This window comes from Methanosarcina mazei S-6 (assembly GCF_000970205.1).
In the GTDB taxonomy this organism is placed as follows: Archaea; Halobacteriota; Methanosarcinia; order Methanosarcinales; family Methanosarcinaceae; genus Methanosarcina; species Methanosarcina mazei.
Genome location: NZ_CP009512.1, coordinates 498,315 through 515,057, shown reverse-complemented (window position 1 = coordinate 515,057; position 16,743 = coordinate 498,315). Strand labels below are relative to the sequence as shown.

The window sequence follows — 16,743 nt, the reverse complement described above, 5'->3', positions numbered from 1 at the left end:
AAAACCATCTGGAAACTCAATACAGATACAACGGCAGAAGACGCAAAAGGTTAAACGTTGTATAATTCCAGTTACATTCTGGCACTATAGAAAAATCATCTAAAATGAAACAAATACGAAGTTGAAGTAAAATAACGGATCATCTGCATACGAGACATAATCTTAGTAAAAAATTAAAAAAGATGGTTTTGAGATAAAGCACCACAGATCGAACTGCAATAGCCTGGAAGCGTTTTTGTCTCTTTTTAAGAAATACAACCGTATTATTAACCGGCGGTTCAGGCTGAACCCTGAGATATTCTTCAAAACCTGAAGGCAATTCAAAGAGTGAACTGCCATCCAGAATTCTCCGGAGGCCTTTTTCGTAAAGGCGGTAGGAGACTTTACTTCCTTCGGGCAGGACTCTGGCTAGCTGTTCAAATACTTCGCTCTTGGGTTCGGCCTGGGCAGCGACCATATAAAGGTCACAGCGGGTTTCAAGTGGCAGGCTGAAATGGTTTCCATCTATTATTTTAATTCTTTCGGAGAGGCCCAGACGGGCAATTACCTGCCGGGACAGATCTGCCCTTTTTCCGTCCTGTTCAACTCCTATTCCAGAAAGGTTGTATTCATGACAGAGCTCAATAAGACTAAGAGGGAGGGGGCCACTGCCAAGGAAAAGCACACAATCTCCGGATTTAAGACCTGAACCTGTATATTCGGTCCTGGCAAGCTGCAGGTAGTTAGGATAAAATGTAAAATTCCGGAGAGTTTCCCATATACTGGAGCTTTCAAGAAGGCTTTTTGCTTTTTCGTTTTCAAGCCTGAGATTGTATAAAAACCTGAAGCGAGAGATCTCAGCTATGAGAGAATCAAAATCCGGGCTTTTAAGGATTTCATAAATAAACTTTTCATCTACATCCAGAGCTGCTAGTGTCATGACCATTTAATTATTTCACATAATACTTTGACATTTTCTCATCTGCATTCTTCCTTGTAAACTTCCATTCAATTTTCCTTTTGTGTTCATTCCTTCTCTTTGTCCATGAATCCACTTCATTTTTAAGCGTCTCGATGTTCCCGATCCTTCTTCCTGTACATTCGATATCCATGACATTGATCTCGATTTCAGCAGCATTGAGCCAGCTTGCATGTTTTGGCGTGTAATGGAACTCTATCTTGTCCAGAATCTTCTTTGCTTCCTCTTCTGAGAATGCTTCGTAGAATGACTTCTCTTTATGGATATTGAGATTATCCGTAACCAGTCTGATGACTTCTGCTTCAGAATATTTTTCTGTGACAAGAATCTTCATGAATTGTGCAAAATCCTTCATTGTTCTTCTTTTGGTTACCTGAGTTACCCTTTTTCCTGCTTTGAACTCTACCGCCATGAATATGTTTGCTGTTCCGTTCCTGACATACTCATAATCATATTTTTCTGAGCTTCCAAGCTTCATAGGAATGCTCATTCTTTTATCCCTGAGCAGTTGCTTAGGCTTCTCGTCAAGACAGATAAGAGGTTTTTTAGGATCATAATCCTCTTCATACAGACTAAGAATGTCATACATCCTGTCTCTATATTCAGTATCGATAGTCTGAATACACCACATCCTTCTTAACCAAGGTTTAGTTTTGCTTTTTTCAAAATAAGCCGAACACTCTCTTTACCTATAGTTTCAAATCCTTCTTTTTTCCTAAGTTCTTCAGTAAGCAGGGATAGCGACCATCTTTTGCTTCCATCAGGGGAACTGCTGCAGGCTAAAGCGATTACTTCTGCAACATGTTTTTCAGTGTATTTTATAGGTTGACCAGATCTTGATTTGTCAAAAAGAGCATTGGGGATACCTTCATCAAGGTATCTTTTCCGTATATTCAAGGTGGTACTCCTGGAAATACCTAATATTTTCACGATTTCAGTGATTTCTGTTTGCTGGTTTGATAGAAGGAGAATACGGGCTCGAGTTAGTTCTCTTGCGCTTTTACGTCCTTTTCTCACAAAATCCTGAAGGAAATTTACCTCATTATCTGCAAGTTGAATCTGTAGCATGAAGGTATAAAAGGATTCAACGTTTATAATGATGACTAATAATTAAATGGTTGAGACACTAGTTCATCCAGCCTTTTAAACACGGTATACAGTTCAGGAGAGGGACTTCCCATCACTTCGGCATCTTCAAGGCCCTTTACCCGGGAATAGATGCTGCGAAATTCATCAATCAGGAGTTCTGCTCTGATTTTTTGAATGTTACTCACACTCCAGAAAGACCAGAGTATTGTTTTCTTTTCCAGCGGGGCAGACTTCTTTTATTAGTCTAAAGCCTCCTGTCTGCTCGGGCAGGACCGGACGATAGAGCAACTGTCTCATGCCACTATAATTACGATAGCAGATGGAAACTGATTTTTTACATTCTGGCTCTCGATTTTTGATTATGGAGTGGAGATTTCGGAAAATACGCTTTTTGGGTTCGGCAAGCCCTGCTATAAGTACAGAGTCCCATTCGAGATCTGAAAGCGCGGTTTCATCTCCTTCAATAATACTGATTTCCTTTGCAAGCCCAAAATGCTTTACACAGCTTTTTGCCAGAGACACAGCTTCAGGATCTTTATCTATGCCGATGCAGCGGATGCCATACAATTTATTGAAAAGCAGCAGGGTAATAGGCACGGGGCCGCAGCCTATAAAAGCCAGGACTTCAATTTCAGGGAAATAATCTATATGACTTTTAATCATATTTTCATATCTGGGATATAAAGGAAAAGATTCCAGCGTTTTCCAGGGTTCTTTACAGGTCAGGAGTTCCTTTGCAAGCCTGGTTTCATGCAGACTGAAGAAAAGGGTGTAACTGGCATGAATGGAAGGAAGCAGGGCTCTGATCACAGGATCCCGGAGTACATCCTGAAAGACATCATCTTCAACATCCATATGCGCGAGTTCATCCAGTTCGGCGAAGATATCATAAAGGTGAGGAAGATTAAACTCGGCAATTAGATTCATATTACAGGATATAATATTACTGTGGAAATGCAGTATGCAGGACTTTATGTTTTGTATATTGCATGAATTTGGCCCACATTCCTGAAATAGAGGTGTAAAATTACTGCCTTCTTCACTCAGCAGGCTGGTCATGATATCAAATCCATTTTAATTCACCAAACCATTTTTAATTCACCAAAACCGTATTAACGAATACATAGATACAAATTCAACACCGGTTCTGAAAATGTGAATATAAAGCTTCGCATATTTCATCATCAGTAAGAATATTGAGAATTTTTATCTCACTGAATATGAAAAATAAGAAAAAATATAATAAAAATCCTTATGGCAGGCATTATATAAGCAAAAAAAGAAAAGAGTAAATATACACAGAAAGAATTATAAAAATGTCAGGGCATTATGGCGTTTTTCAGTCTTTATGTTGTAGAGGACTTATTCTAATTTTTCTGCCCGGATATCAAAAATATGGAATTATTCTCAAATATCCTCCTTGAGAATGAATGCCTGTTTCTTTGAAATTTCTGCACTTCCAGAAGAGGGCTGATTTCAGTGTTCATGAGTCCGGTTTCGGAAAAGAGAAAGGAAATATTTTTCGGGCTTATTTTTTCGTAAAGGGGAAGAGAATTCCTGATAGGGCCGTAGGACTTCTTGAAAATAAGATTGTACTGGTTCTTTTTTGCAAACCTCTCTGCCAGCCCGTAAAGCATTCTTTTGATATACCTGTCAGGCCGGGGATCAAACCAGTTTCCATCAATGGCAAAGATCATCCCTCCGGGTTTAAGGACACGCTTCCACTCCCGGACCGCGCTGGCAGGCTCCTGGAGTGTCCAGAGAAGGTATTTGTTAACAACCAGATCAAAGGAACAGTCTTCAAAAGGCAGATTTTCCGCGTCTCCGTGGAATAAAGAAATTTCCAGGCCCATATTATCTGCGTTATGCCTTGCTTTCTCAAGCATGCCTTCAGACAGGTCTATACCAGAAACCTCATGCCCCATCTCGGCAAAAAGAAGGGCAAGAAAACCTGTACCTGTCCCCACATCCAGCACTTTTAAACGCTTGCCTGAAGCCAGGGAATTTTCAAAGATCTGTTTCCAGACAGCGCGCTCTTCTTCATCGAACCCATTTATCCCATTTTTGTAGGTTGAAGACCTGAAATTCCAGTAATTAGCAATAACTTCCTTGCAGTCTATAAATACTCCTCCATATGATAGAGAATATGGTAATATACAAATATACCTTTTTTTCATAATAAATATTACCAAAGATTAAAATCTGATGAGCATATATTACCTAATTGCTTATAAAAGCAATCACCATTCCTCAAAAAGGCAGAAAAAATTAGGCTAATGTGGATTAACACCAGCTTTTCCGGGATGAATATCTATTAGACCTGATAGAAAATTCAGGGTTACTTAATTCAACTAAAAAATAAAAATACCGCACGGAGGAAGATTTCATAAAAAAATTATCGAAAAAAATAATACCAAAATGTATATATGTATTACATAATTAATTAGAAAATAACAGAAAAATCTTCCGAAAATGCCTTGAAAATGAGCATCCGGAACAGTCATAATAGATTTCTAATTGATATTAATTCACAGAATAGCATTCAGGGTATTCTGACTTTTTAGGTGTTTTATTCTTTATACAATGAATATTCCGAAAAATGTGGGAACTGGAATGTTCACAGTGAAAACGGGAAAGACAAGATATAAGATTCAAGGAGAGGAAAAATAAAAATGCATATACCTGATTCTTTTATACCGCTAAGCCAGGCAATAGTTTACTGGGTAATTAGCATTCCTTTTATTTTTATGTCAATGAAATGGGCAAAAAGTGAGCTTGAAGAGATGAAAGTGCCCATCCTTGCTGCCCTTGCAGCAGGAATATTTGCTATTCAGGCCATGAACATCCCTATAGGGATGGGAACAAGCGGGCACATGGTAGGAGCAACTCTTGTTGCCATTGTTTTCGGAAGCCCCTGGGCTGGAGTACTGGTTCTCACACTCGTGTTGCTTGTACAGGGTTTCGCATTCGGAGACGGTGGAATCACCACCATGGGAGCAAATATCCTTAACATGGGCATTATTTCCGGCTTTGCAGGATACTATACATATCTAGCTCTCCGCAAGAGTGCAGGAACAAGCATTGCAGCCTTCGGAGGCGCATGGTTAGGACTTTTCGTTTCATCAATTGTTTGCGCCGTGCAGATGTGGCTTGCAGGCACTTTCCCTCTGGTACCCGGGCTTATCGCTATGGGAACTTTCCACCTGATAATTGGCTTTATCGGGGAAGGGCTGATCACTTCGGTCGTGATCACGGCGATTGCAAAATCCCGTCCTGACCTGCTTGAAGGCGGGTACACTGCCAGACCTGAGAAATCCAAGACGGAGGCTCATGCATGAGCAAAAACTCAAATATGAAATTCCTTTACGCAGGAATCGCAATTGCGCTTTTGCTTTCCATCCTTGCTCCTTTCCTTGCCTCTTCCGACCCCGACGGGCTGGAAAGTGCAGCAGGAGGAGTAATTGAAGAGTCGAAAATGTCAGAACTCGAAGAAACGGAACCCGCAGTAAGTTCTCCAATGTCTGACTACGCTATTGAAGGCATGGGAAAGAGCGGAGAGGTTATGGCAATTGCAATCGGGACTGTAGCAGTGCTGGCTATCAGTTTCGGGTTTGGAAAGATTTTCAATAAAAAAGCCTGAGCAAAATTCCTTTCTCTGTTTTGAAACGCCGCTTCTTCCAGAAAAAGGAAGAAACGGCTACTCTTAAATTACCACAGTGCATGCTCTGGAATGAGCATTCCAGATTCCTCTTAATAAAACTGTAAAACTATTTTTGTACCCTGAAACCCCGGTTTACTCTCCAATAAAAATAATGCTGGAAGGGCACAGTTCTTTTACAACACAGATCGAGCATCTCGGTTTTCTTGCCTGGCAAACTTTTCTCCCGTGATAGATCAGGGTCATGGAAATCGAATCAAGGTCTTCTTTCCTGGCAAGGGATATAAGGTCCTGTTCTATTTTTACCGGGTCCGAATTCCTGGTAAGCCCCAGCCTTCCTGAGACTCTTTTCACATGAGTATCCACGGCAATACCCTCTATTATCCCAAAAGCCCTGGCAAGCACTATATTTGCGGTCTTTCTCCCCACTCCTGGAAGGGTGACGAGTTCTTCCATTGTTTGCGGGACTTCTCCCCCATAATTTTCGATAATCAGTTGTGCAGCCGCTTTGATATTTTTTGCTTTGCTTTTGTAAAACCCTGTAGAATAAATATCCGCTTCCAGTTCTCTGATATCTGCGCTTGCGTAATCCCAGGCGGTCCTGTACTTTTTGAACAGATTTTCCGTCACCTTATTGATCTGAACGTCCGTCGACTGGGCAGAAAGAACGGTTGCCACAAGGAGTTCCAAAGGATTGCTGTAATTAAGAGATGGTTTTGCATCCGTGTATTCCTCTTTTAGAAGGTCCCAGATGCGGTCAAAGTTATGCCTGTTGTCAGGAATATCATATTCAATCAGGACTTCTTTTGAAGTCGATTTTCTGGGTTTTTTTTCAGGCATTAAAAGAACTCCGTTAAGAGGTTCAAATTTCAGATTATAACTATAAAACAGCTTTTTGAAATGTATCTGTTAAAGTATTGGTCGTTTTTTATTTCTAAGTTTTTCGGACCAGATAAAAGAAAAAGGCAGTCTTTAAAGCTACCGGAATTACAGCATATATCGAATATCGGAACATATTGTCGGGTAGGTAAATACAACTTTCCTTATATCCGAAGTCCTGAGCCCGAGACGCATTGCCATGGCAAAGATATTGATAACTTCTTCGGCATTGGGTCCCAGGATGTGGGCTCCCATTATATGGTCATTTTCTTCGTCAAGAATTATCTTTGAAGCTGCAAATTCCATCCCTGCCCTCCTGGTAGTGCTCCATGTACTGCGGTCACGGAAAATAACCCTGTATTTATCACTTTCTTTTTCCTCACTTATTCCAACGGAAGCAAGCACAGGGATGGTAAATACTGCACTTGGAATTCCTGTATAATCGGCTTCAGCCCCGTTTCTGTCAAAAATATTAGCAGCTGCAACTTCTCCCTGAAGAGTTGCTACCGGAGTAAGCTGAATTCCTTCGGCAGTACAGTCTCCCCCTGCATAAACCCGGGGATTTGATGTTCTCATATGCTTATCGACTATAATCCCTTTTTTTTCAGCCCTGACTCCGGCATTCTCAAGCTGCAGGTCTTCAATATCAGGAACCCGCCCTGCGCCGTTTACCACCATGTCCGCATTGAAAACCTGGACTTCCGACCCTGTTTCGGTTTTATATTCAGTCCTGACAAGAAAACCGTCACCTGCTTTTTCAACAGCTACCACCGGCCTATTTGTAAGGATTTTTATTCCAGACTCTTCGGAAGCCCGGACAAGCATGTCCACCAGATCAGGATCAAATGTCCCCAGAGGCCTTTCACTTCTGTGCAGGATCAGGACTTCAGCCCCTGCCCGCCTGGCAATGTGTGTAAATTCAAAGGAGATATACCCTCCCCCTGCAAAAATAATCTTTTCAGGGAGCTCCATGAGTTCCATAAATTCCTCACTTGTTGTGAGGTATTCCTCTCCAGGAATCTTCAGTTTACGCGGCTTTGAGCCTGTTGCAAGAAAAATAAATTTTCCTTTGAGTTCATCATTCCCGACAATTACGGTGTTTTCGTTCTTAAACCGGGCTCTACCGTGATACATATCAATCCCCATATCCGCAAACATTTTCTCAGCTTCGCGGGGATAGACTTCAGTAAACGTCCTTTTGAATCTGATAAGCGAAGGCCAGTCTATTTTTAAAGGCTCTTCTGTCCCTGCACCTTTGCCTATAAGCCGGTTATTCAGGTCTGTAGCTTCCGATGCGCCTGCAAGAACTTTTTTGGGATCACATCCCCTTAGAGGGCAGGTGCCTCCGTACTCCCTTGAGTCAATAATGGCAAATTTCATTCCAGAAGACTCTGCCCTGCCTGCCAGAGTTCTGCCTGCAGTCCCTGTCCCGATAATTATAATATCATATTCCTTTTCCATTGAATCCCCATCCCCTGTATCTATTTCTTAAAAATAGACCTTGAAAGCAAAATAATAAATAAAGCTTAAAAATATGGAACAGGCTAAGGTGAGAATAATAAAATACCCGCCTTCCTGTACTTATTATCCTTTCGATTTCCAGAGATAAGTATTCAACCTGAACATTCTTTCTGAGCGGTTAGAAATGGAATATTTGTGAAAAAATATCATTCAAAAATACCAAAAGGTTAAAGAACAACGTGTTTGAAGGACTATATCAGAATGTTAACATAAATGTTGCATTTAAGGAGTTTAACTCTGATTTTTTCAACGAAAAAACCTCTTTCAAATAAAATAATGTGTAAACCATAAGTTTTATAGCTAATAATTTTTAAACCAAGTATATTGGTGATTTTTTGGTAAAAAGGGCATTGCTCAGCGTCTCAGACAAGACAGGAATTGTAGAATTTGCACGCGGGCTCGAAGCACTTGGCGTGAAAATTATCTCAACAGGCGGGACCGCGAAAATCCTTCGCGATGCAGACATTGAGGTTACTGATGTTTCGGAAGTCACAGGCTACCCGGAGATGATGGGAGGAAGAGTCAAGACCCTCCACCCGAGAATTCATGGAGGACTTTTATGCCTCCGGGAAAGCAAAGAACAGATGGAGGAAGCTGCAAAAGAAGACATCTCCCTTATCGACCTGATAGCCGTAAACCTTTACCCCTTTGAAATAACCGTTTCCAGAGAGAATGTGGAGCTTGAAGAAGCCATTGAAAATATAGATATCGGAGGCCCTACCCTTCTCCGCTCCGCAGCCAAGAACTACCGCTCGGTGACGGTGTTATCTGACCCCTCGGACTACGGGCGTATCCTTAAGGAGCTGCGCTCAAGCGGGATAATCTCTGATAAAACCCGTGCTGAACTTGCGGTAAAAGCTTTCAGGCACACAGCCGACTATGATGCGGCAATTGACACATATCTTAGCAGGACCCTTCTTGGGGAAGAAGTTCTCCACCTGAAATTTGCTGACGGTGTAAAGCTTCGCTATGGAGAAAACTGGCACCAGAAAGCATATTTCTATAAAGACTCTGCAATAAAAGGTCCGAGTCTGGCAAAAGCCATCCAGCTTCATGGAAAAGAACTCTCCTATAACAACTATGTGGATGCGGACAACGCCCTCCAGACTGTCAAAGAACTCGGGAACGCTTCCCCTGCCGTAGCAATAGTAAAACACAATAACCCATGCGGACTTGCTACCGGAGAGTCCCTCCTTCAGGCGCTGCATTCTGCCTGGGACGGGGACCCTATTTCGGCTTATGGGAGTATAATCTGCACAAACGAGGTTTTTGACCTGGAAGCTGCAACTTTTTTGAACGGGAAATTCGTAGAAATTATCCTTGCCCCTGATTTCAAGCCCGATGCACTTGAATACCTGAAAAAGAAAAGCGAAAATCTGAGGCTCCTGAAACTTCCTGACCTCAGGGAGGGCTTCGGAGCGGAATACACCTACAAATACGTCATAGGCGGCATGCTCAAGCAGAGCCGGGACATAGGGATCTACGAAAAATGGGAGTCTGTTACTGAAGTACCTTATCCTGAAAATAAGCGTGCCCTCTCGGAGTTTTGCCTTAAAGCATGTAAAGCTACAAAGTCCAATGCCGTGATCCTTGCTTATGAATATGAACCAGGGAATTTCATGGTCCTGGGAATGGGAGCCGGGCAGCCTAACAGGGTAGATTCCATCCGTAAACTGGCAGCCACAAAAGCAGTTGAAAACCTGAAAGTAATCTACGAACGTGAGCAGCCTGCTGTACCCTTTGAAGAATACTGCCAGAAGATTATGTCAGAATGTGTAATGGCTTCAGATGCTTTCTTCCCATTTGATGACAGCGTGGTCCATGCAGCTGAGAATAATATCCGCTATATCGTTTCCCCTGGTGGCTCGATAAGGGACAATGAGGTCATTGCTACTGCAAACAGACTTGGAGTTGCCCTTGTTTTCACAGGAATGCGGCATTTCCTTCACTGAAAAAATAGAGACAAAGAGGACTCAGGTATAACTGAGTCCAGAATAAAACATGAGTACTCCTGCGTACAGGGGCAGGGTACGCCTAATTTTAGATCTGTCTCCTGAAATGTCATGACTTGAAAGAGAAAATTGGCGGGACTATAATCGTTTTATGGTATTCAGCTGAGTATGTACTACTGATAACCGGTCGCGCTGCCAATAATTGAATACTTTGTCAAATTATTAATATAAATAATTAGAGATTTAACCATATAATATTAATATACTTTTATAAAGAATTTATCAGACAATAGGGTTTAAGTATCAATTTTTTATCTCTGATTTTTAATTTACATTTTTAATAACCGCTTTAAGCCGTATATTGATAGAATAACTTTATATCAGTGAAATACTATATTTCTTTTAGAAGTAAGCCAATATTTTGCTAATTGGAAATTTTCATTTTCGAAATACTGGTACACAAAAAATCTGAATGTCAGAAAAAATTATTAAAGATAAGATATACTCTTAAAAAAGATAATATATATTGAATTCGTATACCATTCTAGCAATATTATATCACCTTGATATAACCGTAACCTCAATTCAATATAAAAGATGAGAGGAATTAAAAAAATAAGATTGCCTCTCCTGTAAATAAAACTGGAGAGCTTATATCAGTGTAATAACTTTCATATTACTCCAGAAACAGCATTATAATACATGGGCTGATAAGTGTGAAATCGACTGGACTTTTAAGCATCCTGACCTTTTCTGAAAAACGAAAAGATATTCTATTTTTACTTCAGGAGAACCCTAAAACTCTTTCAGAGATTAAGGACTACTTCGATGTAAGATCACCTGAGATTTTACCTCGCCTGAAAGAAATGGAAAACTCGAATATGATTGTCAGGCAGGAAGGAGTGTATAAATTAACTTCCCTGGGGAAAGTAGCAGCTATATATTACAAACCTTTCCTTGATACTCTGACGGCCATAGAAACAAATGAAGACTTCTGGAGAGACCATGACATTACAGCAGTTCCTGATACTTTGTTAAGCAGAATTCAGGAGCTAAAGGAATGCAGGATCATAAAAGACGAACATGAACATATTTACGACTCTCACAAAGCATTCATGGATAATGTCCCGGCCTCTAACCGTTTTATGGGTTTTGCGTCCATTTTCCTTCCAAGTTATCCAGCGATGTTTCTCGAAATGGCCCGGAGGAATATCCCGATTTCCATGATTGTTACGCCAAATGTCTTTTTTAAAATAAAAAACGAGCATAACGCTGAAATCGAAGAGTATCTCAAGTTCAAACACACAAGTTTCCATGTTTACGACACTGCCAAGGTAGCTTTTGTCGTAACGGACAGATTCCTATCACTCTCTCTCTTTTTCAAAAACGGGACCTTTGACCCCAGAAGCGACCTTGTAGGATTTGATTCCTCATCAATAAAATGGGGAGAAGACCTTTTCAAATATTACAAAGAAAATGCAGTCGAAATTAAAACTCTGTAAGCCGGGTTTCAGAATAATGTAAAGTTGCAGCCCATAAGAAACTGAAAGAAAAACAGATAGAAATAGCTGAAGACCGGGGAATCTTCAGCCTGACACTTTTGAAGTATATTTGACCACCCTGTAATAGAGTATTCGACTGATTCTGCATGTTATCAGTTTAGCATGAAAATGTTCCAGATATTTTCATTTTTTAGCATGAATGTACTTCCAGATACTTTCATTTTTTGGGCATGTTATTCCAAGAATATCATTAGCGTTTTTTGTGATATTTTAAATACGGCTTCAAGCTCCAGATGCAGATCCGGGGAAAGTTTTCGAGGACTTTCAGGCGATTAATCTTTATGCAATCAGATATCCCGCAATTCTCAGCCCCGTAATGGATGTGGATTCTCCGTCAACAAGCAAAGTTCTTTCCATTTTCTGTGAAGGGAATTCTTCGTATTCCGGGTGTGTAAATTTCTGGATGCATATCAGTCCGCAAACAAAACTATAGAGGACTATAAGAGGTTCAAAAGCGAGAGCTCCATGAATAAGGGCGACCCCTATTACAAGGTGAGAAAAGAGGTGCATGCCAGTAAGGAGATTGCGGGTTTTCCTTACTCCCAGGCTTACTGGAAGGGTATTGATACCTGCAAGAGTATCTCCTGCAATATCCTTAAAATCGTAGATCGTAGAATTAATAAAGAGTTTGACGCCGAAGAAGATGAAAATCAGAACAACGGGTATAAGGTTTCTGCACCCGCTCCCTGCAAGCCCTGCAATGAAAATACCCCATGTAAGCCCCACAACAATATTTTTTACCCCAAGCCCTCCTTTAAGCTTCAAAGCGAACTTGCCTATTTTAATGCCTTTACTGTAAAGATATCCGGTTACGAAAGGTATGAACGCAAGTGGAAGCATTTCCTCTCCTGCCAGGATATAAGTTCCCACCATGAAAGCCAGCAGTGAGACTGTGAGTCCGACTTTTTTATTCGACCCATTAAGTTCCTTCCGGTTTACCGAGTCTTCTTCAGATCCCAGAGCTCTGTCAAGAGTGTAAACTGTATAAATAATTAGACCACCTGCAATACAGACCAGTATATTCGATTGAATATACATTAATAGAAAGGCAAGGTGTATTCTTAGTGCACCGGAGAATGCAACTAGAATAGAACTTTTTATCAGTTCAAAAGTAGCATTTTCATTTTTGTATTCATGAGAATTCTTTCTACTACGCTTGAAAATCTGTCCAAAACTTCCAGAAAATACATTGAAGCTCATGAAACTAATAAAGTTTGACTTTTAAATATTATTAATTCGATATAATATAGACAGATACGTATAACAGATAAGACACTATTAAAATTGTATACGATTAAACTAACGAGTAAAAAGAGAAACTAACAATTATATTTATACAGAAATTTTTTCTGATATAACGGATAAAAAAGCTGCGGGGCACCGGTCATAATGGCCCGAACGAGCAGAAAAACATATGTTATGGATTAACCTGGTGCTGAGGGGGGGTAGCGAGCATTTTAAAAAACTGTTTAAACTTTGCGAAAAAAGGACTGGTACTCAAACCAGGCTTATTACCGGGCTGAAACCTTCGCAACGATGAGATATATTTTCTATATTGTAATAAAAGCAGGGAGCAGAAAATAAGAAGATATCAGCGTAATCATGGTTCTTCTTTCCATGATACACATATTAAAAGATTATACATTTTAAAAGATTATACATTTTAAAAGATTATACATTTTAAAAGATTATACATTTTAAAGGATTATACATTTGAAAAGCCCTTAAAGTCTGGATAAATCACAGTCAAGACAGATAAAGAGTGTCTCCTCTTAAACTTAAATCCGATTTTATTCAGGGCACATCAGAAAAATAGATATAAATTGATTTCGCAAAATATATTTAGTAGTTATAGTTCCGGATTATAATTATATCCGAAAGGGCATCCAGGAAGTTGAGCGATAAAAATAAAACAAAAATAAATAAAAAGTAAAAATAAAAGCTGCAAACAAGCAAAATTAGATTTATAATAAGCAACATATGTGATGAAAGGGAGAGAAACAGGCAAATCGGTTTTACAGAGAATATCGGGTCATTTAAGCTGTAAAAATCGATATTTGATCTTCATTGATGAAGTCCCTGGTCTTAACTGATTCAGTTGATTTAAGGACACAGAAAAATTGCATCTGAAGAAACTTTTACTGTATCTATCGTTCCTGAGTAAAAATAACAAACTATCGTTCCTGAGTAAGAATAACAAAATCTGTGATTGACTTAAAAACAGGAAGCTGGCGTAAATTCGCAAGGAAGCGAAATTTGTGGGAAAAATTTTGAGAGGTGACAAGCGTGTTTTTATCAGATCCAGATGTATCTGAAGGGAAAGAGAACAAACAGGGCCCGGAGGAAAAAGGGAAGAATAACCCATCTCAGGAAAAGCACTCTGAGACAGAGATTTTAGAAAGCCATTCAAAAACTACTTCGTGGTATTCTCTGGAAAACGAAGTGATATTCAAAAAGCTTGCAACGTCTTCCAGGGGGCTTGATCCCGAAGAAGTAGCAATCAGGCTTAAAGAATATGGAAGAAATACACTTCCTTCAAAGAAACCTCCGGGAATTGCCGAAATAGTTATCCATCAGTTTAAAAGCCCTTTAATTTACATTCTTCTTATAGCAGGAGTAATATCTCTTCTCCTTGATGACATCAAAGATGCTGCATTTATTTTTCTTGTGGTAATAATCAATGCGGTAATCGGCACCATCCAGGAATGGAAAGCAGAACAGAGCGCATCACAGCTACAGACCATCCTGAAAATAATGTCCAGGGTAAGGAGAGGGGGAACCGAGAGCCAGATTTCTGCTGAAGAACTGGTTCCGGGAGATATAGTCCTTCTTGAATCAGGAAACCGTGTTCCTGCTGATATCCGCATTTTTCGTGCTACTAATCTTACTATTGATGAGTCACTCCTTACCGGTGAATCAGAGGCTGTGCAGAAGACTGCGGACATAATGAGGGAAGATATTCCAGTAAGCGACCGGCGCAATATGGCATATGCAGGAAGTACCGTAATTACCGGACGAGGCTGTGGAGTGGTGACCGCAACCGGCAGCCGAACAGAAGTAGGTATGATTGCACGCGCAGTCACGGAAACGGTATCTGCAAAACCTCCTCTTCTTATACGGATGGAGGAGTTTGCTCAGAAAATAGGAATTATTGTTATTGCTGCAAGTGCTGTTATGAGCGCGGTTGCCCTTTCACAGGGGACTGCACCCATAGAAGTTTTTTTCCTTGCAGTAGCCCTTGTCGTATCAGCTATCCCTGAAGGTCTTCCCGTTGGAGTAACAGTTGCGCTTTCCATTGCTTCCACCCGGATGGCAAAGAGGAATGTAATTGTCCGCAGGCTCTCTGCAGTAGAAAGCCTGGGAAGCTGTACCACAATAGCAACCGATAAAACCGGAACCCTCACAGTCAACCAGCAGACTGCCAAGAAAGTCCTGCTGCCCCCGGAAAACTATTTTGAAGTTTCTGGAGAGGGATATGTCCCTTCAGGGGAGATAAAAGAGGAAAAGGGAAGCACTCCAGAGACAAAAGACATGGAAAGGCTTCAAAAATTTGCGCGGGCTGCTGTGATCTGTAATGAAGGCACACTTTATCAGGAAGAGGGGAAATGGGTCCACCACGGGGATGCTATAGATGTGGCTTTCCTCTCCCTTGCGTCCAAGATAAGCATAAATCCAAAGGAAGCAAAAAAAGAAGTGAAAATAGTTGCCGAAGTGCCTTTCGAATCAGAAAGAATGTACGCTGCTGTATATTACAAGGAAGACAAAAGCGACCACATCAGGGTAGCTGTTAAAGGAGCAATGGAAGCTGTTCTTCCTTACTGCAGGAAAATGTACACGGCAGGAGGGGAAGTCCCTATTGACCCTGATTCCCTGAACAGGGAGCTGAACTCCCTTATGGAGAAAGGGTACCGTGCACTGGTTGTGGCTGAGGGTCCGGTCCAGGGAGAAATAGGTAAAGAGGCTGAGCTCGAATATGTAAAGCCAGAACTCACATTCCTGGGCATTGCAGCTTTTATAGACCCATTAAGGCCCGATGTCAATGAAGCGGTCCGGACCTGTAAAAAGGCTGGAATTGATGTAATAATGATTACAGGGGACCACCCGAAAACCGCACTTGCAATAGCCGGAGAGCTTGGAATCACCGATTCCAGGGAAGAAATGCTCACAGGCAGAGAGATAGAAGACCTTGGTGACCCTGAACTTCCCACTTTCATGACTACCCTGGAAAAAATCCGGGTGTTTGCGAGGGTAACACCGGTTCAGAAGATGCAGATTGTGGATGCACTGGTAAGAAGAGGGCATTTTGTTGCAGTTACAGGGGACGGTGTCAATGATGCCCCTGCTCTGAGGCGGGCAAATATCGGAGTGGCCATGGGGTCAGGAACCGATGTGGCGAAAGATACCTCATCCATGATTGTAACCGATGATACGTTCTCGTCTATTGTTGCAGGAGTCGAGGAAGGAAGGGTCGCTTATGATAATATAAGGAAGGTTACACTTCTTCTCATCTCAACCGGGCTTTCGGAGGTTATCCTGTTCATACTTGCCCTTTTAGTAGGTTTACCAATACCTCTGCTCGCAGTCCAGCTCCTCTGGTTGAATCTTGTTACGAATGGGATTCAGGGGGTGGCTCTGGCTTTTGAAGCAGGTGAACCCGGTGTGATGTACAGAAAACCGAGAGAACCCGAAGAAGGGATCTTTAATAACCTGATGATAAAAGAGACCCTGGTCTCAGGAGCAACTATAGGGTTGATAGCGTTTGCAGTCTGGATGTGGTTACTTGGAGAAGGCTACGAAGAAAACTGGGCAAGAAACCTCCTGCTTCTCCTGATGGTTCTCTTCGAAAATTTCCATGTATTCAACTGCCGTTCTGAGTACCGTTCCGCATTCCGGGTGCCTATAAGGAATAATTACTTCCTGGTCATAGGCGTGGTTATGATGCAGGCACTTCATATTTTAGCCATGCAAGTACCTTTCATGCAGGGACTTCTCAGTATAAGCCCGGTCACATTTCAGAGCTGGTTCAGCTTTTTCGTAATTGCCGCCACAATTATTGTTGTGATGGAAATATTCAAAAAGATAAGAGCTGCTCGTGATAAAGATATTGTGACATGAGGGCAAGCC

The 16,743-nt window shown here is 41.2% G+C and carries 11 protein-coding genes and 1 pseudogene; 5 read left to right on the top strand and 7 right to left on the bottom strand.

Annotation, left to right across the window (positions count from 1 at the left end; all coding sequences use genetic code 11):
• Positions 1-139: 139 nt before the first annotated feature.
• The 4 genes and pseudogenes from MSMAS_RS02195 to MSMAS_RS02175 all read right to left on the bottom strand — a co-directional run bounded on the left by MSMAS_RS02195 (position 140) and on the right by MSMAS_RS02175 (position 4,224).
• On the bottom strand, positions 140-919 hold the full coding sequence (locus tag MSMAS_RS02195) for a nicotianamine synthase family protein (protein WP_230633330.1): 780 nt from the start codon (positions 917-919) through the stop codon (positions 140-142).
• A 10-nt stretch (positions 920-929) separates the two neighbouring features.
• Positions 930-2,026, bottom strand: a pseudogene (locus MSMAS_RS18000) (IS630 family transposase).
• Positions 2,027-2,224: 198 nt separating this feature from the next.
• Positions 2,225-2,974 carry a nicotianamine synthase family protein gene (locus MSMAS_RS02180; protein ID WP_226987689.1) on the bottom strand — a complete coding sequence of 250 codons (750 nt, stop codon included), beginning with the start codon at positions 2,972-2,974 and terminating at the stop codon, positions 2,225-2,227.
• Between the two features lie 440 nt (positions 2,975-3,414).
• On the bottom strand, positions 3,415-4,224 hold the full coding sequence (locus tag MSMAS_RS02175) for a class I SAM-dependent methyltransferase (RefSeq protein WP_230633329.1): 810 nt from the start codon (positions 4,222-4,224) through the stop codon (positions 3,415-3,417).
• Between the two features lie 495 nt (positions 4,225-4,719).
• Between MSMAS_RS02175 and cbiM the strand changes: the two genes are divergently transcribed.
• On the top strand, positions 4,720-5,385 hold the full coding sequence (cbiM, locus tag MSMAS_RS02170) for a cobalt transporter CbiM (protein WP_011032843.1): 666 nt from the start codon (positions 4,720-4,722) through the stop codon (positions 5,383-5,385).
• Positions 5,382-5,687: a PDGLE domain-containing protein gene (locus MSMAS_RS02165; protein WP_011032844.1), complete on the top strand. Its 306-nt coding sequence runs from the start codon at positions 5,382-5,384 to the stop codon at positions 5,685-5,687. The genes cbiM and MSMAS_RS02165 overlap by 4 nt, the downstream gene beginning before the upstream one ends.
• Before the next feature lie 153 nt (positions 5,688-5,840).
• On the opposite strand, the gene nth is transcribed toward MSMAS_RS02165, so the two are convergent.
• Together nth and MSMAS_RS02155 are read right to left on the bottom strand one after the other, a co-directional pair.
• Positions 5,841-6,545 (bottom strand): endonuclease III, encoded by a 705-nt coding sequence (gene nth / locus MSMAS_RS02160; protein WP_011032845.1) that lies wholly within the window; start codon positions 6,543-6,545, stop codon positions 5,841-5,843.
• Between the two features lie 147 nt (positions 6,546-6,692).
• A complete protein-coding gene (locus MSMAS_RS02155) occupies positions 6,693-8,045 on the bottom strand; it encodes a dihydrolipoyl dehydrogenase family protein (RefSeq protein ID WP_048046296.1) in 1,353 nt (450 codons plus the stop codon).
• Between the two features lie 395 nt (positions 8,046-8,440).
• Here MSMAS_RS02155 and purH point away from each other — a divergent pair, with 395 nt between their 5' ends.
• Positions 8,441-10,057 (top strand): bifunctional phosphoribosylaminoimidazolecarboxamide formyltransferase/IMP cyclohydrolase, encoded by a 1,617-nt coding sequence (purH, locus tag MSMAS_RS02150; protein ID WP_011032848.1) that lies wholly within the window; start codon positions 8,441-8,443, stop codon positions 10,055-10,057.
• 716 nt (positions 10,058-10,773) lie between these two features.
• Entirely contained in the window at positions 10,774-11,559 is a 786-nt protein-coding gene (locus MSMAS_RS02145) for a helix-turn-helix transcriptional regulator (protein ID WP_011032849.1), read from the top strand.
• A gap of 339 nt (positions 11,560-11,898) precedes the next feature.
• Here the strand turns inward: MSMAS_RS02145 and MSMAS_RS02140 are convergent, their stop codons facing one another.
• Positions 11,899-12,819, bottom strand: a complete 921-nt coding sequence (locus MSMAS_RS02140) for a UbiA family prenyltransferase (protein WP_011032850.1) — start codon at positions 12,817-12,819, stop codon at positions 11,899-11,901.
• A 1,086-nt stretch (positions 12,820-13,905) separates the two neighbouring features.
• On the opposite strand from MSMAS_RS02140, the gene MSMAS_RS02135 reads away from it, so the two are divergent.
• Positions 13,906-16,734, top strand: coding sequence for a cation-translocating P-type ATPase (locus tag MSMAS_RS02135; RefSeq protein ID WP_048039669.1), 2,829 nt, complete (start codon positions 13,906-13,908; stop codon positions 16,732-16,734).
• Positions 16,735-16,743: the final 9 nt, after the last annotated feature.